The sequence below is a fragment of the Caballeronia catudaia genome (assembly GCF_001544755.2).
GTDB classification, from domain to species: domain Bacteria; phylum Pseudomonadota; class Gammaproteobacteria; order Burkholderiales; family Burkholderiaceae; genus Caballeronia; species Caballeronia catudaia.
Genome location: NZ_FCOF02000003.1, coordinates 87,662 through 110,630, shown reverse-complemented (window position 1 = coordinate 110,630; position 22,969 = coordinate 87,662). Strand labels below are relative to the sequence as shown.

Genomic DNA, 22,969 nt, shown 5'->3' with positions numbered 1-22,969 from the left:
GTTTGTCTCCAGCCATGTCAGGCGCCCTGGTTATCCAGGTGCGCCTGCGTGCGATCAGTGAATCAACATGCCGCCATTCACGTCGAGCGTGATACCCGTGAGATACGAAGACAGATCGCTCGAAAGAAAGAGGCACGCATTGGCGATATCAGCGGCATCGCCGAGACGGCCGAGCGGAATGCCTTTGATGATGTCCGCGCGCAGGTCGGGCGTGAGCTTGTCGCCGGTGATATCGGTTTGAATCAGGCCCGGCGTGATCGAATTGACGCGGATGCCGTCGCCGCCGAATTCACGCGCCATTGCTTTGGCGAGACCGAGCACACCGGCCTTCGCCGCGCTGTAATGCGGTCCGCCGAAGATGCCGCCGCCGCGCTGCGCCGACACCGACGACATGCACACGATGCTGCCGCGCTGCTGCTTTTTCATCTGCGGAATGACGGCTTGCGACATATACAGCGTGCCGCGCAGATTGACGTCGATCACGGCGTCGAAGTTATCCGCGCCGATTTCCAGCGTCTTGATGGGCTGCGTGATGCCTGCGTTGTTGATGAGCGCGTCGATGCGCCCGTACTTTTCGATCGTCGCGTCGGCGGCGGCGACGCATGCGGTTTTATCGGTGACATCGCAGGCGAGGCCGAGATGGCCTTCGCCCAGATCGTTCGCGGCGCTTTGCGCGTCGGCTTCCTTCAAATCCAGCACGACGATGCGCGCGCCCTGTGCGGCAAGCGCCTTTGCCGTCGCCTTGCCGATGCCGCGCGCCGAAGCCGCGCCCGTGACGATCACTACCTGATTCTCGAGCAACATCGTTGTCTCCGTTGGTTGTCTGGTGTAGACGCAGTGTCTTCGCCTTCGACCTGACGATCAACGCAGTTTGTCTCAACTGTTGCTGAGAAATTTTCAGGTATCGGTGCGGCGCTCGATTTGCTGATCCATCCACGCGAGAAACTTCGCTACGCGCGGCAATCCGGCGTTCTGACTGGGGTAAACCAGATGATGTGCGCCGACTTCGACCGCAAATTCCCTGCTGAAAACAGGCACCAGCGAGCCGCGTTCCAGATGGACGGAGGCGAGCATCGTGCTTTCGAGCGCGATGCCGTGACCGAGCGCAGCCGCTTCGAGCGACATGTACGAGCGGTCGAATGAAAAATCGAACGCCTTGCGCTTCACGGCCACGCCGAATTTGCCGAACCACTGCTGCCATTGCACGAGCGGCGATTCGGAAAAGATCAGGCGTCGTTCGAGAAGATCGTCGGGAGAAGCCACGGGAAAGCGCTCCAGATAGGCGCGCGATGCGAGCGGCGCGATGGTCTCGTGGCGCAGGGTTTTGATTTCGACATCGGTCCAGTGTGCATAGCCATGACGCACGTCGATGTCGAAATAACCCGATGTGAACGACACGTTTTCATAAGAGCACGCGAGGTTCATCTGGATGTCGCCGTTTGCTTCCTGAAACGCGGCGAGACGCGGCAGCAGCCACATGAGACCGAAGCTCGGGCTCGAATGAATGCGCAATATTTCGACCGACGTTTCGCTCGATGCACGCTCGGTCGCGCGATTCAGCTCGGCGAGCGCGCCGGTCACGTCGGAGAGATATTGCGTGCCGGTGGGCGTGAGCACGAGACCGCGGCCGAGCCGCGTGAACAACGGACGGCCGACGATGCCTTCCAGATTCGCCAGTTGATGGCTGACGGCGGAAGGGGTGAGGCCGAGTTCGTCGGCGGCGCGGTTGACGCTCTTGGTGCGCGCGACGCTTTCGAACGCGATGATGGATTTCAGCGGAGGGAGGCGCATGGGTGATTATTTTGGCTCTTTCGGCACACGCCCCATCAGGAAGAACTCGTCATTCGGCCGCATCGAAATCACATTCGCCATGCGGTTCGATAACCCGAAGAACGCGGTGATCGCCGCGATATCCCACGCATCTTCAGCGCTGAAGCCATGCGCGTGCAGTGCGGCGAAATCCTGATCGTTCACGGCGCCCGACGCGCGGCACACTTTCAGCGCGAAATCGAGCATGGCCTTCTGACGTGGCGTGATATCCGCCTTGCGATGATTCACCGCCACCTGATCCGCGACCAGCGCGTTCTTCTCGTAGATCCGCAAGATGGCCCCATGCGCGACGACGCAATAGAGGCAATCGTTCACCGCGCTCGTCGCGACGACGATCATCTCGCGCTCGCCCTTGGTGAGCCCGCCATCCTTCAGCATCAGCGCATCGTGGTACGCGAAGAACGCGCGAAACTCATCGGGCCGATGCGCCAGCGTGAGAAAAACATTCGGCACGAAGCCCGCCTTGTCCTGCACTTCGAGAATGCGCGCGCGGATATCGTCGGGCCAGTCTTGCGGTTCGGGAACGGGATAGCGGCTGATGGGCGGTTGCGTCATGACGTCCTCGAAGGCGTTGATCGAAGACCCATTGTAGAGCGGCGAGGTTCAGCGTGTGATGGTCAGCGACGACAACAGCTTGAGCAGGCTGTCCACATTCACCGGCTTCACGAAGTGATAATCGAAGCCCGCCGATTGCGCGCGCAAGCGGTCTTCGGCTTGCCCGTAGCCGGTGATCGCGATCAATAGCGGCATCGTATCGCCCTTGCGGCGCAGGCGTCGCGCGAGTTCATAGCCGTCGATATCGGGCAGGCCGATATCGAGCAGCGCCACATCGGGTTGCAGCAACGGCGCGGACTCCAGTGCTTCGGCCGACGAATACGCGACGCGCGCGACATGTCCCTCCGACTCGCATAGCATCGCGAGCGAATCGGCGGCATCGCGGTTATCGTCGACGACGAGAATGCGCAGCGCCGTGCGCGCCTCGCGCATGCTCGTCTCCGAAAGCGCGAGCGCCGAATGCCGTTCATGATGATGCAGACGCGGCAAGCGCACGGTCACGGTCGTGCCGAGGCCCGGCCCGGGGCTTTGCACGGTGATCGTGCCTTTGTGCATCTCGACGAGCTTCTTCACGAGCGAAAGCCCGATGCCGAGGCCGCCGTTCGAGCGGTCGAGCGTGCGCTCGCCTTGCGAAAACAGCTCGAATACCTTCGGCAACAGGTCCGCTGAAATGCCGGTGCCCGTATCGGCGATGACGATCGACACCGATCCGTCATCCGCCTGCACGCTCACGCTGATGCGGCCTTCCTCCGGCGTGTACTTGCTCGCATTGTTCAGCACGTTCACGAGGATCTGCGAGAGCCGCGTGGGATCGCCGCATACCCACGTGGTCGCGTCGGATACGTCGACCTGTATGTTCTGCGAGCGCGATTCGATCATGCCCGCGATCGCTTCCACCGCGTGATACACCGCCGTGCCGACGAGGATCGGTTCGAGTTGCAGCGCGATGCGTCCCTGCGTGATGCGCGACACTTCGAGCAGGTCATCGACGATGCGCGTCATGTGTTCCACTTGCCTGCGCATCAGATCGATCAGCTCGTGCAACTGCGTCTCGTCGTCCTGATTCTTTTGCAGGAGCGCGATGGCCGTGCGCAATGGCGCAAGCGGATTGCGCAGCTCATGCGCAAGCATCGCGAGGAACTCATCCTTGCGGCGTCCGGCTTCGCGCAACACGAGCTCCATGTGCTTGCGCTCGGTGATATCTATCACGCTGCCGATGATGCGCAACGGCTCGCCTTCCTTGTTGCGCTGAAGCAGGGCGCTGCCCTGCATCCATTGCTCGCCATGCTTGTTGCGCACGCGGAATTCAAAATGTCCTTCAGGGTTTTCGCCATTCGCGAGGCTGCGCACGTAGCGATCGAGCGTCGCGCTGTCGTCGGGATGCACGCGCGCGAGCGCCGCTTCATAGCTGAGCGTTTCGGTGATCCGACGCTCGCCGCCGGTTTCGAGCGACAGCGTCCATGTAGCGAGTTCGAGCGATGCGATATGAATGTTCGCGGCCTGCATCGCCACCATGAGGCGCAGGCTGCGCGCTTCGATCGCGGCCTGGGCTTCATAGCGCGGCGTGACATCGCTCGTCGTGCCGAACCATTCCTGCAGGTGGCCTTTGTCGTCATAGAGCGGTGCGGCGTGGGCCTCAACCATGCGATAGGCGCCATCGCGCCGGTACATGCGGAAGGTGAGCGTGCGCGCGGCGCCTTCGCGCAATGCTTCGAGCCATGCGTGATGCGTGCGCTCGCGATCGTCGGGATGGATGTAATCGAGCCAGCCCCATCCCGACAATGTTTCGGGCGGCGTGCCCGTGAATCGCTCCCATTCGCCGCCGGAAGGAAGGATCTCGCCGTTCGCGTTGGCGGACCAGACGAGCGCGCCCGTCGTCTCGGCCAAAGCGCGATACCGTCGCTCCGAAAGGCTCAGGCGTTCTTCATCGGCGCGTTGCGCGCTGATGTCGAAGCTCACGCCATAGACGCGCGTGAGCACGCCATGACGGTCGAACTCGGGATGCCCGCGCATGCGCAGCCAGCGGCGTGTTCCCTGATCGCCTTCTAGCACGAAGTCGAATTCGAACGGGCCGCCGTCGCGCAACGCCTCGGTGAGCTTGCGCTGAAACGGCTCGCGATATTCCGGTGCGACGCGGTCCCATAGTTCCGCAAGCAGCACGGCTTCGGTGCCCGATGGAAAGGAATACAGCGCGGCATTTTGCGCGGTCATGCGCACGACACGCGTTTTCATGTCCCATTCCCACGCGCCCATGCGCGCGCCGGCGAACGCGGCCTGCAGACGCCGCTCGCTCGCCTCATACATCTCCCATGCGTGACGGCACTGGTGTATGTCGATGGCGACGCCGACCGTATCGGCGATGTGGCCTTCCTCGTCGCGCCGCGCCTGAAGGTGGAGGGTATGCCAGCGAAACGCGGCATCGGCGCGCAAGAGGCGCACGTCGACGTTGCGCAAAAGCGTGCCGTCGCGCATCTGGCGGAGTGCATCGAGAACGGGCGGGATGTCGTCGGGGTGAACAAAAGCCTGCCAATGCCGACCGACTAACTCCGGAAAAGGAACGCCGAGATAGCGGCATGCCCAGGGATTCGCATACTGGATCACCCCGTCGCGCGCCGCGCGCCATACGAACGACGGCAGGAAATGGGCAGGATCGTGCATGGGCGTCCTTGCTTCCTCATGCGGGCAATACGCGTCGCCCGGCGCGGCATCGTTGGCTGCGATAGCTTTAGGGATACCATACAACAAAAGCGAATGGACTAAACCGGCTCGCGCTCCCGTGCAGTTGACCCTTTAACGACTGCGCCATTCTTCTAATGAATCACGCGTAGGGTTCTGCATTGGACACAACGCTTCACGCGCAGTCCACAATCAACCCGCTTCGCCGACTTCCTTCGGGTCCGGCAACTTTCCTTCCTCTCCGTCGTTCCGGCGCTCAGGCGGCGCGGGCTCGTTCGTCATTGCGCGCTTTTGCTCGCCGGACAGACGGCGATCCGCCGTGTTGGGATCCTCGGGCGTCTGCTTGGGCGGCGTTGCACGGTCCGTTTGCTCGGTCATGACTGGCTCCTTGTCGTCGTCATTGATGAAATGACCTGCTCGCATCGGACGTGCCCGGCCTCGATAGCGGGCATAGCCGATGCTCGACCGCCTGCCTATTGTTTTACGAATCGCTTTATGCAGAACACAAAAAGGACACTCATCGTTTTCGCTGGTTGCGCATGCGCAATCTCGATGGCGCTGCGCGCATCGGCGGCATCGATCGTTTCCGCAGCTTATGGCGCGACGCAGCAAGGGCAGGCCGTCGTGCAGTACACGCTCTCGAACGCGCGCGGCGTGTCGATGAGCTGCATCACGTATGGCGGCATTGTCACGCGGCTCGATGTGCCGGACCGGCGAGGCCGTCGCGCGGATATCGTGCTCGGCTTCGGCTCGCTCAACGACTACGAGAAGTACAACGGCAAGCTTCATTTTGGCGGTTTGATCGGGCGCTATGCGAACCGCATCGCCGATGGACGCTTCGAGCTCGATGGACACACCTACAAGCTCCCCGTCAACGAGCCGCCGAACACGTTGCACGGCGGCCCGCATGGTTTCGACGAGAAAGTCTGGACCGTGGTCAGGACGTTTCAGGGTGCGCAGGGCGCGGGCGTGCAGCTTCGTTACGTGAGCAACGATGGCGAGAACGGCTTTCCCGGCACGCTGACCGTCGATGTCACGTATACGCTCACGGACGACAACGACGTGCGCATCGACTATCGCGCGAAGACGGACAAGCCGACGGTCCTGAACCTCACCAATCACACTTACTTCAATCTCGCGGGCGAGGGCAGCGGCAGTGTCGAAGGGCAACTGGTCATGATCGCGGGATCGGCCTATACCCCGACGCGTCCCGATTCCATTCCGACGGGCGAGATCGCGAGCGTCGAGAACACGCCACTGGACCTGCGCGCGCTGACGCCGATCAGCGCACGGCTGCGATCGGCGAATCAGCAGATGCGTTACGCGCGCGGCTATGACCAGAACTGGAAGCTCAACAAGAACGGCCAGCACAACGCCGAAGCGACGTTCGCGGCGCGCGCCTACGATCCGTCGAGCGGACGCGTGCTCGATGTGTACACGACGCAACCGGGCCTGCAGTTCTATACGGGCAATGGTCTGGATGGAAGTGTCGTCGGCGCGTCGGGCGCGGCGTACCGGCAGACTGACGGCTTTGCGCTCGAAACGCAGCATTTTCCGGACTCGCCGAATCATCCGGCGTTTCCGTCGACGGAACTCAAGCCCGGCGACGAGTTTCACGAAATCACGGTCTGGAAGATCGGCGTGCGTTGATCGTCGAAGTCGGCGCGAGTTCGAGCGGCGCGAAGCTTTCGCGTCCCGCACATGGCCTCGCGCATCGTCGGCGAAGCAGGTGCGGGACGCGAAGCCCCGTTGTCATAGCGCTTTCGGCGCCGCGGTCATAAAACCGCACGGTCGATCGCGCTCTCTCAGGCCGCCCTCGTAATGGATCGGCTATCCAGCGGTTGGAATTGCGTTTTGCATACGAAATGCTTTGTTGTATTTTGCATTCCGCAATCTTGTCGCGATTACGCGGCAGCCTTGTCCGGACCGGCGCCAGCGTGTTCCTGTGCGAGAAGATCGAGAAGCCGCAGCACGCGCGCACGTTGCGTCGACACGAGATCGCTTTCGTCGCCGAGCGCGGCCACCCGCCTCTTCCAGTAGCCGCGATCCAGACACGCGAACGTTCTCGCGTTACCCGATAGCGCGAGCGAGCGGATCATATGCTCGAGATGATCCAGTTGCGCATCGGCCATGCGGGCCGGCTTGAGCGCCACTGGCGCGGTGCGCGCGGCGCGCGTGACCGGCAAGACTTTCGACTTTCCCATTTTTTTGACGCCCCGACGTCTTGTTTTTCGTGTTGCCTGTGGCTGTGCTCTTTATTGAACCGGCCGTAAACCACAGTGAAGCAAGGAGGCAGCGACGTGACAGCAGCACGACGGCTGGAATCGCCGACCTGGACGTCCGCAACGAGGCACTCGCTGCTCCTTGCCTTGCACGATATACCTGCATTTCGAAAAGGCTTTACCATGCGTCTCATTTGCCGGCGCACTTCGTGCGCGCCCGATCCATCCAGGGACGACTCGACCCATCGCTGATTTCATGCCCGCCGATTCCGATCCGCCGACCTTGTTCACGCATTTTTCCACGCAAGCGTTTGCGCGTGAACGGCAATTGCTCGCATGGCGCGACCGCGTCGGGCATGTCGTCGATGTCCTGCCGGCGAAGGATCAGATCGAGCGCGGCTTTTCGGGCAGCATCGACCTGCATGCGGCGGGCGGGCTCGTATTCACGGAAGCGCGCACCGAAGCGCTCGTGCTCGAGCGCTCGATCGCGCGCGTGTCGACCGATACGCGCCGCGATTTCGCGTTCCACGTGTACGCGGAAGGTGAGACCGGCAACGTTAGCGGTCTCAACGTGAAGCGCAGCGCGCGAGGTTCGGTGCGCGGCATCGCCGCGTTCGACCTGAATCAGCGTTTTCGCATCGAGCGCCCGGCGTGTCGCGTGTTGACGATGTTCTTGCCGCGCGCGCTCGTCGCCGCGCATGTCGACGATTGCGATGCGCTGCACGGGCGCGTCGTGCCCGACGACGCGCCGCTCGCGCGATTCCTGTTCCAGCATTTCGATGCGACCGCGCGCGGATTGCCGGCGCTCGAACACCCCGATGCAATCGATGCGCTCGATGCCGGCGCACGATTGCTGCTCGCCGCCTTCGCGGACAAGCCGCATGCCTTGCATGATTCACGCGCGGCGTTGCAAACGGCGGTGAAGGAGCAGGTGAAGCGTTATGTCGATACGCATCTGCACGAAGCCGATCTCACGCCGATGAAAATCGTCGAAGCGCTCGCCCTGAAGCGCGCGACGATCTATCGATGGTTCGAACAGGAGGGCGGCCTCGCCGCCTACATCCGGCATCGACGCTTGCGTGAAGCTGCCGATGACATCGCGCGCTTTCCGAACCTGCAGATTGCGGATATCGCGTTCGGTCTCGGCTTCAAGAGCGCGTCGGATTTCACGCGCGCATTTCGCCGTGCGTTCGACGTGAGTCCGCTGGAAATGCGTCTGCGTGCGCTCGAACTGCTGCGCGCGACGCACGACGATCCGGTCATGCGCTCGCGCGCCGCGCACTCGCGGGGCGCTCGGGAAAGCGGCTGAGCGCGAACAGCGTGACGCAGTTCGCGGCCAGCAGATACCAGGCGGGCGTCATCGCGTTGCCCGTCGCGCCGATGAGCCATGCGACCGCGAGCGGCGAGAATCCCCCGAAGATCACGACGCCGAACGTGTAGATCACCGCGAGGCTCGCCGCGCGCCGATGCTTCGGAAAGGCTTCGAGCATGAGCACCGAACCGGCGCCCGCGTTGTTCAGCGCGAGCGCCACGTAGAGCAGGATGATCGCGAGCGCGAGCTCGTCGGGCGCGCCCTGCGTGAGCGCGTGAAACGCGGGATAAACCGTCGCGAGCGCCGCTGCGAGCGATGCGTATTGCAGCGTCTTGCGGCTTCCAAGCCGGTCCGCCGCAAGCGCGACGAGCGGCGTGACGACGAGTATCACGAGCCCGGAGAGCGACGCGATCGCGAGGCTGATCGTCGCGGGCCGATGCAGCGTGTGCGTGAGATAGCTCGGCATGTAGAGCACGGCGATATAGATGCTCGCCGAAGGCGCGGCCATCATCAGCATGCCGCAGACGAGCGGGCGCGCGTGTTCGCGAAGCACGATGGCAAGCGGCGTGCGCGTGGGCCGCGATGGCGAAGCCGGTGCGCCGGGCGCGCGCCGCAGGAACCATCCGAGCGGCGCGATCAATCCACCGATGACGAAGGGCACGCGCCATCCCCATTGCGCGAGTTCGGCGGGCGAGAGCAGCGCCGACGTGCATGCGCCGACCAGCGCCGCCACGCATGCGGCCGCGCCCTGACTCGCGCCGCGCCAACTGACGATGAAGCAGCGCCGCTCGTAAGCTACCGACTCCATCAGCAGCGCGGACGCCGGACCGATCTCGCCGCCCGCCGCGAGCCCTTGCAGCAGCCGCGCGAATACGATCAGCACGGTCGCGCCGGCGCCGATTGCGGCATGCGTGGGCAGACACGCGATCATCCAGGTGCCCGCGGCCATCAGGCCGATCGAGAGCCGCATGCCGGCCTCTCGTCCGCGGCGGTCCGCATGGCGGCCGATCAGCACTGCGCCGATCGGCCGCATCACGAAACCCGCGCCGAACGTCGCAAGCGAGAGCAATAGCGACGAAGCGGCGTCGTGCGCGGGGAAAAACAGCCGGCCGATGATCGCCGCGGAAAAGCCGTACACAGTGAAGTCGTAAGCGACGAAGCCGTTGCTGATGACCGTCGCCACGATGATGCGCGTCAGATTCGGCGATGCGTTGCGAGTATCGGTGTTTGTCATGAATGAACGGAGATTGATGCGCATGAGCCCGGCCATCGAGGTAACGGCCGCATTATCCAGATCTTTCGATGCTTGGTCGCGATCATCCACCAATACGCGCGTGTGCGCGCACGCGTAATATACGTTCACCTTTTGCGCAGCTTTCGAATCGATGTCTTCTGATTCCGCAAACGAACGAGGATTCGCTTTCATGGATGACGCCACGCGCGAATTCGACCGCTTGCGCCCGCGCTTGCAGGGCATCGCATATCGGATGCTCGGATCGGTCGCGGAAGCCGAAGACATCGTGCAGGATGTGTGGCTGCGCTGGCACGCGGCGGCGCGCGATGCGATCGAGAATGCGGAGGCGTGGCTCGTCGCGGTGACGACGCGCCATTCGATCGACCGCCTGCGCGCGGCGAAAGTGCAGCGCGAGCACTACCTGGGCATCTGGCTGCCCGAGCCGCAGATCACCGAGCCGCCCGCAACGCCCGAAGAAGTCACGGAGCACGCGGACGACGTGTCGGTTGCGTTTCTGATATTGCTCGAACGTCTCACGCCCGAGGCGCGCGCGGCGTTTCTGCTGCGCGAAGTCTTCGATGCGGATTATCCGGAAGTCGCGAATATCATCGGCAAGACAGAGGCCGCGTGCCGTCAACTCGTGAGCCGCGCGAAAGCCCAATTGCGCGAGGAGCGTCCGCGCCGTTCGGTGCCGCGCGAGATTCATCGGCGTGTGTTGCATACCTTCGCGCGTGCGATCGAACTGGGCGATTTCACCGCGATTCACGCGATGCTCGCGGACGACGCGACGCTCGTCGGCGATGGCGGCGGCCGTGTGCCGAGCTTTCCGAAGCCGCTTCTCGGCAGCACGCGCATCGCACAGCTTTTCTATGCGGGGTTCCTGCGCTATGGAGAGTCCGTGCATGTCGAGCTCGTCATGCTCAACGGCGAATGGGCGCTCTTGCGCTTTATCGAGGGCAAGCTCGAATCCGCGCAGACGTATGAGATCGAAGACGAGCGCATCGTGCGCATTCAGGTGCAACGCAATCCCGAGAAGCTTCAGCGCATCGCGGCGCTCTATGGCAGCGTGTAATGAATGGCAGACGATTGATGCGTGCGAGGCAATAGCGTGGGCACGCGCGCGCGTCTACCGGGAGAACGACTTCGAAATTACGATGACAGCCATGCCGAACCCCAACCACGCATGGAGCCATCATGACGCAGCGAATCAACTACATTCAACAATCGCCGGAACTGTTCAAGAAGTTCTATGAATTCAGCCAGGCGGTGAAGGAGTGCTCGATCGAGCAGTCGACGCGCGATCTCGTTACGCTGCGCGCATCGCAGATGAACGGCTGCGCGTTCTGCGTCGACATGCACGTGAAGGAAGCGAAGATTCACGGTGAGCGCGAGCTGCGCACGCACCACGTCGCGATCTGGCGTGAATCGACTTTGTTCTCGCCGCGCGAGCGCGCCGCGCTGGCGTGGACCGAAGTGCTGACGCGCTTGCCCGAGCATGGCGTGCCCGACGAACTCTTTGCACGCGTGCGCGAGCAGTTTTCCGAGAAGGAGCTTTCGGACCTGACGTACATCATCATCGAAATCAACGGATGGAATCGCGCGAATGTCGCGTTCCAGACGGTGCCGGGCTCGTCCGACAAAGTGTTCGGGCTCGACAAGGCGAACCTGTCGTAAGCGCCTCGGCGCCGGCATTCGCTCAACGGAGGACCGATCATGCACAGCATCAAACGCGTGGGACTGGCGCTCGTCGTCGGATGTGCGGCGCTCGCCGCGAACACGGCGCAGGCCGCGCCGGAGGCCATCGTCAAGGAGCTCATGACGAAGCCGCTTCCCGACTATCCCGGCAAGGAAGCGCTGATGATCAGCGTGGAATATCCGCCGGGCGCGGTCGATCCGGTGCATCGTCACGATGCGCACGCCTATCTCTACGTGCTCGAAGGCACGATCGTCATGCAGGTCAAGGGCGGCAAGGCCGTGACGCTCAAGCCCGGCGACACCTTCTATGAAGGCCCCGACGATATCCACACGGTGGGCCGCAATGCGAGCAACACGAAGCGCGCGAAGTTCATCGTGCTGCTTCTGAAGGACAAGGGCAAGCCGGTTCTGACGCCGGTGCAATGAGCGAAAGCGTGACGCGCAAAAACATTTTTTGCATCGGCGCGTCACAAACGCTGCGGCACGAACGTCTGGTCAGATAGAGCCACTACGTATCGTGCCGCCATGCCATCAGACCTTGCGTACCATTCCGACGATTCCCTCGCCTATAGCTTCGCGACGAGCTATGCGGGCGTTGTTTCGTTTCTGGCCGTCGCCAATGAAGGCAGCTTCGCGAAAGCGAGCGATCGCCTCGGCATCGGCCGTTCCGCCGTTAGCCGCAACGTGCAGAAGCTCGAAGCGCAGCTCGATGCGCGTCTCTTTCTGCGCACGACGCGCAGCACGTCGCTGACGCGCGAGGGCGAGCTCTTCTACAAGAATTGTCAGCCGGGCGTGGAGCGCATCGTGCAGGCGCTCGAAGACATGCGCGAGCTGCGCAACGGGCCGCCGCGCGGCCACTTGCGCATCGCATCGACGCCGGGATTCGGCCGCAAGGTCGTCGCGCCGCTTCTGGCCGGCTTCAATGCGCGCTATCCCGACATCGCGCTCGAGCTTCTGCTCAATGACCGTCCGTGCGATTTCACGGCAGAGCGCGTCGATGTCGCGTTTCGCGACGGTCGCATGGAAGACAGCGAAGTCGTCGCGAAGCAGTTGATCCCGATGCAGATGATCGTGTGCGCGTCGCCGCACTATGCGCGTGAGCATGGTTTGCCGCGCCGTGTCGACGATCTGGATCAGCATCGCTGCATCAATCTGCGTACATCGAGCGGGCGCATCGCCGACTGGGAATTCAGGGTCGATGGCGTTGCGCAGAAGCGCTCGCCCGCCGCGCGGCAAACGTTCAACGATATCGATCTGATGCTGCAAGCGGTGCTCGACGGGCAGGGCATCGCGCAACTGCCCGCGTATCTCGTGTGCGATGCGGTGAAGGCCGGGTGTCTCGTCATGTGTCTCGCGCAACACGCGCCCGACGATGGCGGTCACTATCTATGTTATTTGAGCCGCAAGCACTTGCCTGCGCGCGTGCGCGTTTTCGTCGATTACATGACGGAGCACGCGCGTGCGCTCGATATGCACTGCCTCAACACGACGATAACGAACAAGCGCGCGCCAGCGCTGATGCCCGTCGATTGATTGATGCATCGAAGGCAACACCGCGCGTCCGGTAACGGCGCTACCGGATGCATGCGCGCAGGCCTAGGATACGTTCAGGCGGTTCAGTTCAAAGGAGACAACATGGAGCCGCTCGTTCCGCCGCCGGTCAGCCTGCTCGACAAGTACCGAGGCGACGACGTCAAACCGCTGTATGCGACGACCGTCACCGTCACGGGCGGCGATGCGGGTCATGGCCGCGCCTCGGGCGTGGCACGCTCCGACGACGGCAATCTCGACATCGGCCTGCGCATGCCCGAAGCGCTCGGCGGCCCCGGCGGCGGCACGAATCCGGAGCAGTTGTTCGCCGCGGGCTATGCCGCCTGCTTTCATGGCGCGCTGGTTCTGCTGGCGGAACACGCGGGCATCGCGGTGAAGGGCGCGAGCGTGGCCGTCACGGTCGAATTCGCCCGCGATCCAATGGATGGCCTCTTTCTGCTCACCGCGCGCACATGCGTGCGGATACCTGACGTGGAACGTGCGGTGGCCGAAGAACTCGTGCGCAACACGGAACGCTTTTGCCCGTACACGAAGATGGCGCGCAAGGGCATCGCGAACGTCGTCGCGCTCGACATGCCGTGATCATTCGACCGGCACGCGCGCAGCCTGATCGAGTTCGTTTGCTTCAGCCGATGCATCGCGCCGGCTCAATGCGCCCAGCGCGAACGCGGCAATGAACGCGGGAAGCGCGAGCAGCGTGAAGACCGCGCCGAACTGCAGACCCATGCTCATCAGGAGGCCACCCGTCATCGCGCCCGCGACCGCGCCCATGCGCCCGATGCCGAGCATCCATGCGACGCCCGTTGCGCGGCTTCGCGTCGGATAGAACGACGCTGCGAGCGCCGACATCGACGTGACCGCGCTCGTCACGGCGGTGCCTGTCAGGAAGATCAGCACGGCGAGCCAGAAGTGATCCGATACGCCGCGTCCGATGGTGAGCACGAGCGCCGCCGCGAGCACGTAGGCGCATGCGTTGACGCGTCTCGGGTTGGCCTTGTCCATCACCCAGCCGAGACACAGGTTGCCGAGAATGCCGCCGAGCGGAAAGAGCGATGTCGTGAGCGCCGCACGTTCGGCGGAGAAGCCCGCGTCCCGGAAGAGCGTCGGCAGCCAGTTGGTCAGCAGATAGAAGATCATCAGGCCCATGAAGTAGGCGAGCCATAACATCGACGTGCCGAAGCGATAGGGCCGCGAAACGATGATCCCGAGCGAAGATTTATCGGCATTGCCCGTGCGTGTATCGGCGGAGGTGAACGTGATCGGCGATCCCTCTGCGAGACGCGCATCGTTCGAGATGCGCCGCAAGACACGCGCGATCTTATCGGCGGGGCGTTTTCTCACGACCATGAACTGCGCGGACTCGGGCAGCATGCAGAGCAACAGCACCGTAAGCACGATCGGGCCGATGCCGCCGGCAACGAGCACGCTCTGCCAGCCGAAATGCGGGATGAGCCAAGCGGCGCACAGTCCGCCGAGCGAGAGGCCCACGGAGAAGCCGCAAAACATCGTGTTGACGGCGACCGCGCGGCTGCGTGCCGGTGCGTACTCGGACATCAGCGTGACCGCATTGGGCATCGCCGCGCCCAGGCCGAGACCGGTGAGAAAGCGCCACGCGGTCAGTGCTTCGACCGATGTCGCCTGCGCCGATGCGAGGCTCCACACGCCGAAAAAGAACACCGAAAGCGTAAGCACGGCTTTGCGCCCGATGCGGTCAGCGAGCGGTCCCGCCGCGAGCGCGCCGATGCCGAGGCCAACGAGCGCCGCGCTCATCACCGGTCCCAATGCGGCGCGCGTGATGCCCCAGCCCCCGATCAGCGATGGCGCGATGAAGCCGATTGCGGCGGTATCGAAGCCATCGGCTGCCACCACGAGAAAGCACAGGATCAGGATGATCCATTGATACGGCGAGAAGCGCTCGCCGTCGATGAAGCTCTGGACCTCGATGGTCCCGAAGTTCCCGAAGTTCCCGAAGTTCTTTTCCATGCCGGTATGTCTCCATTGATGCACGTATGAGTAATCGAGCGATCGCGGCCTTCGTCGTGCCGCTGTCCGTCCCGCTGTCCGTGCCGCTGTGCCACGCTCTTCAGCGCACGGCGGGCGAAAGGCTCCTGAACTCCACGCGCCTGATGATGCGGCTCTCCTGCGCGACGATGAGATGCGCCGACGCCTGCAGATAAGCGGGCCATTCGGGATCGTTGTCGCGCGCGGTGCGCCGCTGGTCGTAATCCGCGATGCTTTCATAGCCCCACAGATGCACGACCTGATTCAACGCACCGATATCGCTCATGTAGAAGCCCACGGGCGCGCCGAGATACTTGAGCTGAATCGGCATGGCGAGACGATCGAATACGTCGATGAATTCGGCCATGCCGCGCGGCTTGATCGTATAGATGCGGTGATCGATGAAAGGCTTGCTCATGCAGCGCTCCTCAGTTCGTTGGTCTTCGCGCGTGTTTCGATGCGGCCCGCGAGATGCAATCCGGTGAGATAACCGAATGTCATGATCGGGCCGAGCGTAATTCCCGCGCCGGGATAGTTGCCGCCCATGACGCTCGCGCGATCGTTGCCCACGGCATAGAGTCCCGGAATCGGCTCGCTGCCATCGAGTACCTGGCCTTGTGGATTCGTTGCGATGCCGTCGAACGTGCCGAGATCGCCCATCACGACCTTGAGCGCGTAATACGGGCCATCGCCGATGGGCGCGACGCAGGGATTCGGCTTATGCGCCGCATCGCCGAGATAACGGTTGAACGACGTCGTGCCGCGGCCGAATGCGGCGTCCTTGCCTTGCACGGCATCGCGGTTGTATTCGCGCACGGTTGCTTCCAGCGCGGCGGCGTCGATGCCCGCGCGCGTCGCAAGTTCCATCAGCGTGCGGCCCTTGACGAGATAGCCGCTTTTCAGATGAGCGCCGAGCGGTATCGGCGCGGGCTTCGCGAAGCCGAGGCCGTATTTGCGGATCGTCGCGTGATCGCATATCAGCCACATCGCCGTTTCTTTTTCATCGCGGCAGGCTTCGATCATCGCCGCGCCGACATCGTGATAAGAGTTCGATTCGTTGGTGAAGCGCACGCCGCCGCGCGTCACGCCGATCACGCCCGGCTTGTAGCGATCAAGCAGATGCGGAAACACGCCGTATTTGCCGTCTTTGAGCGGCACGCGCGAGACCGGCATCCATGCGGCGGGCTGTGGATAGCGAATATCGACGCGCCCGCCCACGCGCTCCGCCATGCGTGCGCCGTCGCCGGTGTTGCCCGCGGGCACCGGCGATACATGTTCGCCGCCGCGCCGCACATGCGGATAAGCCTTCGCGATGCGCGCGACATCGTGCGAGAAGCCGCCGCAAGCCAGCACGACACCGCGCCGCGCGGTGATGCGTGTCTCGCGTCCATCGGCGATGACGATGGCGCCGGCCACGCGGCCCTTGACCGTGACGAGTTCTTTCGCTCCGGTGCGCGTATGAATCGGAATGCCTAGATCGAGCGCGGATTTGGCGAGACGCGCGGCAAGTGCATTGCCGCTCGTGATCTGTACGCCGCGTCTATAAAGCGCGAGTTCCTTGATATGACTCGCGAGGCGCTTTGCGACATACCACGCGGAGGCAAGCGATCTAGTCGCGTTGAAGAAATGCTTGAGATCGGCGCTCGACGAATTGAACATCATGCCGATGAACGTGATCGTCTTGAGCGGCGGACGCAGCCGTGCGATGTCACGGCCCAGCGCGCGCGCATCGAAAGGCTTCGCGACGACGGAGCGGCCCACGTCGACACCGCCGGGTGCATCGGGATGATAGTCGGGATAGAGCGTCGGCAAGAACTTCACCGAAGTCTCGCGCTCGAAGAAATCGATCATGCGCGGACCGTTGTCCAGGAATGCATCGACGGCGGCCTCGTCGTACATCGCGCCTGTTTCGCCGCGCAGATAGCGCACGGCCGCATCGCGCGTGTCGTGGATGCCCGCATCCTTCGCATGGCGGTTGCCGGGTATCCACAGCACGCCGCCCGAGAACGCGGTCGTGCCGCCGAAGTATTCCTCTTTCTCGACGACGATGACGTCGAGCCCTTGCTTCTTCGCTGTGATGGCCGTGGAAAGGCCGCCAGCGCCCGAGCCGATCACGAGCACGTCGCAAGCGAGATCGGACGACCGCGTTACGGTAGTCATGATGTTGTCCTTTGATTGAGGCAGGGCGCATGACGCGCCCGCGATATTCAGGCAGTGCGCGCCGCTTCGAAGCCCGGACGCGGAACGAGATCCATCAGCATGCATTCGAAGCCGCCGTCGACGGCAAGCTCCGCGCCGTTCACATAAGCCGCGCGACGGCTTGCAAGGAATGCGACGACCTCTGCGATATCACCCGGTTCGCCGATGCGCCGGCTTGCGGTCATCGCGCTGCGGCGTGCTTCGACATCGCCTTGCTCATAGAACGCCTTTGATAGCGGCGTGCGGATCATGCCGGGGCATATCGTGTTGCTGCGCACGCCGCGCGCGCCCCATTCGGCGGCGATTTGCCGTGACAGCATGGCGATGCCGGCCTTGCTTGGGCTATACGCGCCGCTCCATGTTTGCGGATGATGCGCCGCGACCGAGGCGATATGCACGATGCTGCCCGCGCCGCGAGCGAGCATGCCGCGCCCGAATGCCTGCGCGCATAACATATAGCCCGTGAGATTGACGGCGAGCATCGCGTTCCACGCATCGAGCCCGATATCCTCGATTCCGCCCGCTCTCAGCAGGCCCGCGTTATTGACGAGCACGTCGGCGTGGCCGAATTTGCGTTCGACGTGATCGCGTGCGCGATTCACGCTCGCTGCATCGGCGATATCGCAGGCAAGGGCTATTGCATCCACGCCATTTGCACGCAGCGCTTCGGCCGCTTCATGACAACCTGCTTCATCGCGATCGAGCAACGCGAGGCGTGCGCCTGCATCGGCGAAAGTCTTTGCAATGGCGCGGCCGATGCCGCCCGCCGCACCCGTCACTACACAGGTGCTCGATTCGAGGCCGAGCCAATGCGGCGCGGTGTGATCCCGCGCAACCTGATTAGTCATCCTTGTCTCCTGAGTCCATTCGATGCGAAGGCGCAATTACCTTTCGCCGTGAAAAAAGTATATTCACGGCCGCGCACGAAAAATTGGACAAAGGCAGCAGACAACAGGACAATTTGTGCATCAGGAGATGCACGACATGAGGAAAATCCCTAACTACAACTTGTACGGGGAATCGGCGCGTCCGCCGTGGTATGACGCGTTCAACTTCGAATGGATCGTCGAGCGCAGTGCGCCGAACGACTGGCATATCGACGCGCATCGGCATGACGCGCTCTTGCAATTTCTGTACATTCGCGGCGGCGGCGGAGAAGTGCTGATCGAGAACGTCATGATCGAGATCGTGCCGCCGTGCGTCATCATGTTGCCCGCGCAAACGGTGCATGGATTCAACTTCGCGCCGGACGTCGATGGTCTCGTCGTGACCGTCGCGCAAAGATCAATCGAAGCGCTTGCATCGATCGCGGCGCCGGGACTCATTCCCATTCTGCAGCGTGCGGGCGTGTCCCGCGTCAGCGCTCAGTCGGTGAAGGAGAGCGCGTTCGTGCCGATCCTCGAATTGCTGGAGAAAGAGTTTCGCGCAACGGATCGCGGCCACATGGCGGCGGGCATGTCGCTGTTGATTGCACTTTTCGTGCAGGTGGCGCGCATGTGCGAGAGTGCGTCGGCGCCGAGCGTTGCATCGACGGAAAGACGCGCGCAGCAGATCAAGCGCTTCAGGCAACTCGTGGCCGCGCATTTTCGCGAGCATCGACCGGTCGAGTTCTATGCGGACAAGCTCGGCATGACTGTTACGCAGCTCGGACGCATTTGCCGCGAGGAAATATCGAGCTCGCCGCTTGCGATGATCAACGAGCATCTCGTACGCGAAGCACAGCGCGATCTCGTCTATTCGACGATGTCGGTCAAGCAGATCGCGCATGGGCTCGGTTTCTCCGATATCGCGTATTTCAGCCGCTATTTCCGCAAGCAGACCGGCGTGACGCCGACGCAATTCCAGGCCGAGGCGCACAAGGCGCTGGCTATCCAATAGCAGACGCGCGCTCGCATTCGAGGGTTGCCACGGGCTTGCAAGCGTGCGAAGCTTCGCCGTGCTTTGAAAATAAAAAGACCAAACGCGGCCCGAGCGAGACCAGTCCGGTTCAATCACCCTTCCGAGGAGGGAGCATGATCGCACTGTCATTGCATCGCGCGGCGCATGAGGCATCGCGGCGTTTCCGGTTCAAGGCGCACCGAATGCTGAGCGCCTGGCTCGTGTTGAGCGCCGCCACCACGCTGGCTTATGCCGACGCGCAAACGGGTTATGCGCTGCCGCCTCCGCCCAGCGAGTTATACGGCGATCTCTTCGTGGCCGTGCAGACGGGAGGCGTATATCCCGATCAGAAGACGTTCGTCGATGCGGTGCCCAAGATCGATCCCGCGCAGATCGTGCAGGCTTATCAACAGCAGAAACTGGCGCCGGGCTTCGTGCTCAAGGATTTCGTCGCGCAATACTTCACGCCGCCGACGGACCAGATCATCACGCCACCGAAGAATCAGAGCTTGCGTGAGCATATCGACTGGCTTTGGCCCGAGCTCACCCGTTTGACGACGACCGCGAACGTGCCGCTCAACAGCTCGCTGATTCCGATGCCGAAGCAGTACGTCGTTCCGGGCGGACGCTTTCGAGAAGGTTACTACTGGGACACCTATTTCACGATGCTGGGTCTTCAGGAAGCGGGCCGCGAAGATCTCGTCGACGACATGCTCGATAACTTCGCGTATCTGATCGATACCATCGGGCATATTCCAAACGGCAATCGCACGTATTACGTGAGCCGGTCGCAGCCGCCGTTCTTCTCCTACATGGTCGAACTTGCCGCGCACAAGGAAGGCGGGCGCGTCTATCAGAAGTATTTGCCGCAATTGCGCCGCGAACACGACTACTGGATGCAGGGCGCGAATGCGCTGCAACCGGGCGACGCGGTGCGCAATGTCGTGATGCTGCCGGACAAGACGGTGCTCAATCGTTATTGGGACGAGCGCGATACGCCGCGCGACGAGTCGTATCTGGAAGACGTGAACACGGCGAAGCAGGTCACGAACCGCCCGGCGAACGAGGTTTATCGCGACCTGCGCGCGGCGGCCGAAAGCGGCTGGGATTTCAGCTCGCGCTGGTTCGGCGACAACATGACGCTCGCGACGATACGCACGACATCGATCATTCCCGTCGATCTGAACAGCCTGATGTTCCACCTCGAAACGACTATCGCCATCGGCTGCGGCGAGGCGCGTGATTTCCGTTGCGTCGGCGAGTTCGTTGGACACGCGGCAAAGCGGGCCATCGGCATCAACCGGTATCTATGGAACAAGAACGGCTACTACGGCGATTACGACTGGAAGCTCGGGCAGCCGCGCAACAATCCATCCGCGGCGATGCTGTATCCGCTCTTTGCGAACGCGGCGTGGCCGGAGCGCGCGCACAAGACCGCGGAGACCGTCGAGGCGTTGTTGCTGAAACCGGGCGGCCTCACGACGACCACGTACAACACGACGCAGCAATGGGACGCGCCGAACGGCTGGGCGCCATTGCACTGGATCGCGGTGCAGGGCTTGCGTCGCTATGGACGCGGCGACCTCGCACAGCAGATCGGCACGCGTTTTCTTGCTGACGTGAATAACGTCTACAAGACGCAGCAAAAGCTCGTCGAGAAGTACATCGTGGAAGGCCAGGGAACCGGCGGCGGAGGAGGCGGCGAGTATCCGTTGCAGGATGGCTTCGGATGGACGAACGGCGTGACGCTGAAACTGCTCGATCTCTATGCGCCGGGGCAATAAAGCGTCGATTCAATCGACATCGCCGCCTTTCATCATGCGGCGATGTCATTGCCGGTCTGCGCTGCGCTAGCTTTCCTTCGCCTGTTTTTGCCGTCGATACGCGGGCACCGGCAAGCCGCCCCAGCCCCAGTTCTCCAGTTCCACTTCCTGAATGACGACGAACGTGGATTCGAGCGGTTTGTTCAATACATCACGCAACAGCTCGCTCACGCCTTTGATGAGTTGCGCTTTTTCATCGGCGGTGACGGCGTTCGTCCCCGGTTTATTGCCTTCGCGTGTCACTTGAATGGTAACGATCGGCATGGCGATCTCCTTGAAGTGGAAACTGCGAAGCGCCCCGCGAAGGGCGCGTTCGCAAGCAGCAAGCGGCAAAGCAATCGATCAATGACCCGCGCTTTGGCCGCCATCGACGTGCAGGATTTCGCCGGTCACGAACGACGCGGAATCGAGATACAGCACGGCATTGGCGATATCGCTCATTTCGCCCATATGGCCCACCGGATGCAGGGCGCCGAGCGCTTCATGCGTTTCGGGCGCGTGCATCGGCGACTTGATGATGCCGGGCGACACGGCATTCGCGCGAATGCCGGCCTTCGCATATTCGATCGCAAGCGACTTCGTCGCGGCATTCAAACCGCCCTTCGTCAGCGAGGCCAGCACGGAAGGCACGCCGCTTACCGCATGATCCACGAGACTCGTCGTGATGTTGACGATATGCCCGCTCTTGTTCTTTTCCATCTGCTCGATGGCGAGTTGCGTGATATGGAAGAAGCCGTTCACGTTCACGTTGAGGATCGCGGCATAGTCTTCCTGCGTGTACTGCGTGAAGGGCTTGGCGATGAAGATGCCTGCATTGTTGACGAGCGTATCGACGCGCCCGAAGTTAGCGATGGCTGCTTCCACGGCGCGCTGCGCGGTGGCGCGATCACCGATATCCCCGGCGACGGCGATGACATTCGGATCGTCGGCCTGCTGAATCGAACGGGCGGTCGCGACGACGCGATAACCTTGCGCGCGAAATGCACTGACGATTGCTGCGCCGATGCCTTGCGATGCCCCGGTAACAATAGCGACTTTGTTTGCGTTGCTCATGATGAACCTCGATAGATGATGTGTTGGGCCTGTTGCGGATCGGACCGAAGGCTCCGATGGGTCGTAATCTAGGCCTTTCGAGGTTCGTTGCGTACACACGCGGTGGACAATCAGTCGTGCGCGCGAGGAACAAATGCGTACCGTGCATTAGGATCAGACGATTTCGGTTTCATCGAAAAGGGAGAAAGCTCGTGGCCTTGTCTGAAGTGAAGGCATTCGTATTCGACGTATTCGGCACCGTGGTCGACTGGCGCGGCGGCGTCGCGCGCGAGGCTGCGCCGTTCCTGCGGCGACATGGCGAGGCGGGCGCACGGCCCGAAGCGTTCGCCGATGCATGGCGCAGCCGCTATGTGCCCGCGATGCGCAAGGTCATCAGCGGCGAGCGCTCCTTCGTGCGGCTCGACGTGCTGCACCGCGAGAATCTCGTGGATGTGCTGCCTGAGTTCGGCATCGACCCGAATGGCATTGCCACGGAAGAACTCGACGAATTGAATCTCGCGTGGCATCGCCTCGATCCGTGGCCGGATTCGGTGTCGGGTCTGCAAAGGTTGAAGGCCCGCCATATCATCGCGCCGCTTTCAAACGGTAATGTCCGGCTGATGGTGGATATGGCCAAACGCGCGGGCTTGCCTTGGGATGCGATTCTCGGTGCGGAAGTCGCGCGGATTTACAAGCCCGATCCTCAGGCGTATCTGCGCACCGCGGAAGTGTTGATGCTGAAACCGGAAGAGGTGTCTCTCGTCGCCGCGCATAACGACGATCTCGCCGCTGCAAGAAAATGCGGCTTGCGCACGGCATTCGTCGCGCGTCCGTATGAGCGCGGTGCGGGTCAGACGGTCGATCTGAAAGCCGAGAGCGACTGGGATGTCGTCGCGAACGACATGAATGAACTGGCCGATGCCGTGGGCGCCTGAGTCCCGAGCGCCGCCGACATCGGCCG

23 protein-coding genes are annotated in these 22,969 nt (G+C 62.6%); 10 read left to right on the top strand and 13 right to left on the bottom strand.

Annotated elements, in window-relative coordinates:
- Positions 1 to 54: 54 nt before the first annotated feature.
- The 5 genes from AWB75_RS04405 to AWB75_RS04385 form a co-directional block, all read right to left on the bottom strand.
- Positions 55 to 804, bottom strand: coding sequence for an SDR family NAD(P)-dependent oxidoreductase (locus AWB75_RS04405; protein ID WP_061122860.1), 750 nt, complete (start codon positions 802 to 804; stop codon positions 55 to 57).
- A 93-nt stretch (positions 805 to 897) separates the two neighbouring features.
- The gene (locus AWB75_RS04400; RefSeq protein ID WP_061122859.1) at positions 898 to 1,791 is read right to left on the bottom strand and encodes a LysR substrate-binding domain-containing protein; all 894 of its coding nucleotides are present in this window, start codon (positions 1,789 to 1,791) and stop codon (positions 898 to 900) included.
- 6 nt (positions 1,792 to 1,797) lie between these two features.
- The gene (locus AWB75_RS04395) at positions 1,798 to 2,385 is read right to left on the bottom strand and encodes a peroxidase-related enzyme (protein ID WP_061122858.1); all 588 of its coding nucleotides are present in this window, start codon (positions 2,383 to 2,385) and stop codon (positions 1,798 to 1,800) included.
- A gap of 48 nt (positions 2,386 to 2,433) precedes the next feature.
- Positions 2,434 to 5,043 carry a PAS domain-containing hybrid sensor histidine kinase/response regulator gene (locus AWB75_RS04390; RefSeq protein WP_061122857.1) on the bottom strand — a complete coding sequence of 870 codons (2,610 nt, stop codon included), beginning with the start codon at positions 5,041 to 5,043 and terminating at the stop codon, positions 2,434 to 2,436.
- Between the two features lie 210 nt (positions 5,044 to 5,253).
- Positions 5,254 to 5,439 carry a hypothetical protein gene (locus tag AWB75_RS04385; protein WP_061123038.1) on the bottom strand — a complete coding sequence of 62 codons (186 nt, stop codon included), beginning with the start codon at positions 5,437 to 5,439 and terminating at the stop codon, positions 5,254 to 5,256.
- Positions 5,440 to 5,556: 117 nt separating this feature from the next.
- Between AWB75_RS04385 and AWB75_RS04380 the strand changes: the two genes are divergently transcribed.
- On the top strand, positions 5,557 to 6,711 hold the full coding sequence (locus AWB75_RS04380; RefSeq protein ID WP_061122856.1) for an aldose epimerase family protein: 1,155 nt from the start codon (positions 5,557 to 5,559) through the stop codon (positions 6,709 to 6,711).
- 254 nt (positions 6,712 to 6,965) lie between these two features.
- Here the strand turns inward: AWB75_RS04380 and AWB75_RS04375 are convergent, their stop codons facing one another.
- Complete coding sequence (locus AWB75_RS04375; protein WP_061122855.1) at positions 6,966 to 7,265, bottom strand: hypothetical protein; 300 nt, start codon at positions 7,263 to 7,265, stop codon at positions 6,966 to 6,968.
- A gap of 274 nt (positions 7,266 to 7,539) precedes the next feature.
- Here AWB75_RS04375 and AWB75_RS04370 point away from each other — a divergent pair, with 274 nt between their 5' ends.
- On the top strand, positions 7,540 to 8,592 hold the full coding sequence (locus tag AWB75_RS04370; protein ID WP_061122854.1) for a helix-turn-helix domain-containing protein: 1,053 nt from the start codon (positions 7,540 to 7,542) through the stop codon (positions 8,590 to 8,592).
- On the opposite strand, the gene AWB75_RS04365 is transcribed toward AWB75_RS04370, so the two are convergent.
- Entirely contained in the window at positions 8,543 to 9,829 is a 1,287-nt protein-coding gene (locus AWB75_RS04365; RefSeq protein WP_061123037.1) for an MFS transporter, read from the bottom strand. The genes AWB75_RS04370 and AWB75_RS04365 overlap by 50 nt on opposite strands.
- Positions 9,830 to 10,019: 190 nt before the next feature.
- Between AWB75_RS04365 and AWB75_RS04360 the strand changes: the two genes are divergently transcribed.
- The 5 genes from AWB75_RS04360 to AWB75_RS04340 all read left to right on the top strand — a co-directional run bounded on the left by AWB75_RS04360 (position 10,020) and on the right by AWB75_RS04340 (position 13,657).
- Positions 10,020 to 10,901, top strand: coding sequence for an RNA polymerase sigma-70 factor (locus tag AWB75_RS04360; protein ID WP_061122853.1), 882 nt, complete (start codon positions 10,020 to 10,022; stop codon positions 10,899 to 10,901).
- A gap of 122 nt (positions 10,902 to 11,023) precedes the next feature.
- Entirely contained in the window at positions 11,024 to 11,503 is a 480-nt protein-coding gene (locus tag AWB75_RS04355; protein WP_061122852.1) for a carboxymuconolactone decarboxylase family protein, read from the top strand.
- A gap of 39 nt (positions 11,504 to 11,542) precedes the next feature.
- Positions 11,543 to 11,950 (top strand): cupin domain-containing protein, encoded by a 408-nt coding sequence (locus AWB75_RS04350; RefSeq protein ID WP_061122851.1) that lies wholly within the window; start codon positions 11,543 to 11,545, stop codon positions 11,948 to 11,950.
- A gap of 99 nt (positions 11,951 to 12,049) precedes the next feature.
- Complete coding sequence (locus AWB75_RS04345; RefSeq protein WP_061122850.1) at positions 12,050 to 13,057, top strand: LysR family transcriptional regulator; 1,008 nt, start codon at positions 12,050 to 12,052, stop codon at positions 13,055 to 13,057.
- 102 nt (positions 13,058 to 13,159) lie between these two features.
- Positions 13,160 to 13,657 carry an Ohr family peroxiredoxin gene (locus AWB75_RS04340; protein WP_061122849.1) on the top strand — a complete coding sequence of 166 codons (498 nt, stop codon included), beginning with the start codon at positions 13,160 to 13,162 and terminating at the stop codon, positions 13,655 to 13,657.
- On the opposite strand, the gene AWB75_RS04335 is transcribed toward AWB75_RS04340, so the two are convergent.
- The 4 genes from AWB75_RS04335 to AWB75_RS04320 form a co-directional block, all read right to left on the bottom strand.
- The gene (locus AWB75_RS04335; RefSeq protein WP_061122848.1) at positions 13,658 to 15,058 is read right to left on the bottom strand and encodes an MFS transporter; all 1,401 of its coding nucleotides are present in this window, start codon (positions 15,056 to 15,058) and stop codon (positions 13,658 to 13,660) included. It lies immediately after the preceding gene.
- Positions 15,059 to 15,158: 100 nt separating this feature from the next.
- Positions 15,159 to 15,494, bottom strand: coding sequence for an NIPSNAP family protein (locus tag AWB75_RS04330; RefSeq protein ID WP_061122847.1), 336 nt, complete (start codon positions 15,492 to 15,494; stop codon positions 15,159 to 15,161).
- The gene (locus AWB75_RS04325) at positions 15,491 to 17,236 is read right to left on the bottom strand and encodes an FAD-dependent oxidoreductase (protein WP_061122846.1); all 1,746 of its coding nucleotides are present in this window, start codon (positions 17,234 to 17,236) and stop codon (positions 15,491 to 15,493) included. Before AWB75_RS04325 ends, AWB75_RS04330 begins: the two co-directional genes overlap by 4 nt.
- A gap of 47 nt (positions 17,237 to 17,283) precedes the next feature.
- On the bottom strand, positions 17,284 to 18,123 hold the full coding sequence (locus AWB75_RS04320) for an SDR family NAD(P)-dependent oxidoreductase (RefSeq protein WP_061122845.1): 840 nt from the start codon (positions 18,121 to 18,123) through the stop codon (positions 17,284 to 17,286).
- Positions 18,124 to 18,259: 136 nt separating this feature from the next.
- On the opposite strand from AWB75_RS04320, the gene AWB75_RS04315 reads away from it, so the two are divergent.
- Positions 18,260 to 19,153: a helix-turn-helix domain-containing protein gene (locus AWB75_RS04315; protein ID WP_061123036.1), complete on the top strand. Its 894-nt coding sequence runs from the start codon at positions 18,260 to 18,262 to the stop codon at positions 19,151 to 19,153.
- Positions 19,154 to 19,287: 134 nt separating this feature from the next.
- Positions 19,288 to 20,937 carry an alpha,alpha-trehalase TreA gene (gene treA / locus AWB75_RS04310; RefSeq protein ID WP_061122844.1) on the top strand — a complete coding sequence of 550 codons (1,650 nt, stop codon included), beginning with the start codon at positions 19,288 to 19,290 and terminating at the stop codon, positions 20,935 to 20,937.
- A 66-nt stretch (positions 20,938 to 21,003) separates the two neighbouring features.
- Here the strand turns inward: treA and AWB75_RS04305 are convergent, their stop codons facing one another.
- Positions 21,004 to 21,240: a tautomerase family protein gene (locus AWB75_RS04305; protein ID WP_061122843.1), complete on the bottom strand. Its 237-nt coding sequence runs from the start codon at positions 21,238 to 21,240 to the stop codon at positions 21,004 to 21,006.
- A 78-nt stretch (positions 21,241 to 21,318) separates the two neighbouring features.
- Positions 21,319 to 22,029, bottom strand: coding sequence for an SDR family NAD(P)-dependent oxidoreductase (locus tag AWB75_RS04300; protein WP_061122842.1), 711 nt, complete (start codon positions 22,027 to 22,029; stop codon positions 21,319 to 21,321).
- Positions 22,030 to 22,220: 191 nt separating this feature from the next.
- Here AWB75_RS04300 and AWB75_RS04295 point away from each other — a divergent pair, with 191 nt between their 5' ends.
- The gene (locus AWB75_RS04295) at positions 22,221 to 22,943 is read left to right on the top strand and encodes a haloacid dehalogenase type II (protein WP_061122841.1); all 723 of its coding nucleotides are present in this window, start codon (positions 22,221 to 22,223) and stop codon (positions 22,941 to 22,943) included.
- The last annotated feature ends 26 nt before the right edge of the window (positions 22,944 to 22,969 follow it).